1 protein-coding gene is annotated in these 440 nt (G+C 70.2%); it reads left to right on the top strand.

Annotated elements, in window-relative coordinates:
• Positions 1-102: 102 nt before the first annotated feature.
• A partial coding sequence (locus LL239_RS17595) for a hypothetical protein (protein WP_228164618.1) occupies positions 103-440 on the top strand: 338 nt, incomplete at its 3' end.

Raw genomic sequence — 440 nt, forward strand, 5'->3', positions numbered from 1 at the left:
TCGGCAGCCCGTCTCGTCGTGTTCGCGTCGGCGACTGCCCGCGCGTCCCTCAGTCTCCCGGTCTCGACCGAGCCGGGTGAACCCAACCGAAAGGAGAGCGTCGTGCCTTACGACGACTTCAAGGCTGGTATCGCGAAGCGGCTCGGCGTGACCGACGCCGACGCCTCGGACGAGAGCGTCTTCAGCGCGCTCGACAAGGCGCTCGCGAGCACCGGCACCCCGCCCATCCCCGCCGGCGCCGTGGTCGTCGACGGCACCGTCCTCGAAGACCTGAAGGCGAAGGCCGAGCTCGGCGTCAAGGCGCACGAGCAGCAGGTCGCCGACCGTCGCGACGGCATCGTCGCGAAGGCGCTCAGCGAGGGCCGAATCACCGCGCAGTCGAAGGACTCGTGGCGGAAGCAGCTCGACCAGGACGAGGAGGGCATCACCGCCCTGCTCGC

The sequence above is a fragment of the Microbacterium testaceum genome, assembly GCF_020781835.1.
Taxonomy (GTDB): Bacteria; Actinomycetota; Actinomycetes; order Actinomycetales; family Microbacteriaceae; genus Microbacterium; species Microbacterium testaceum_H.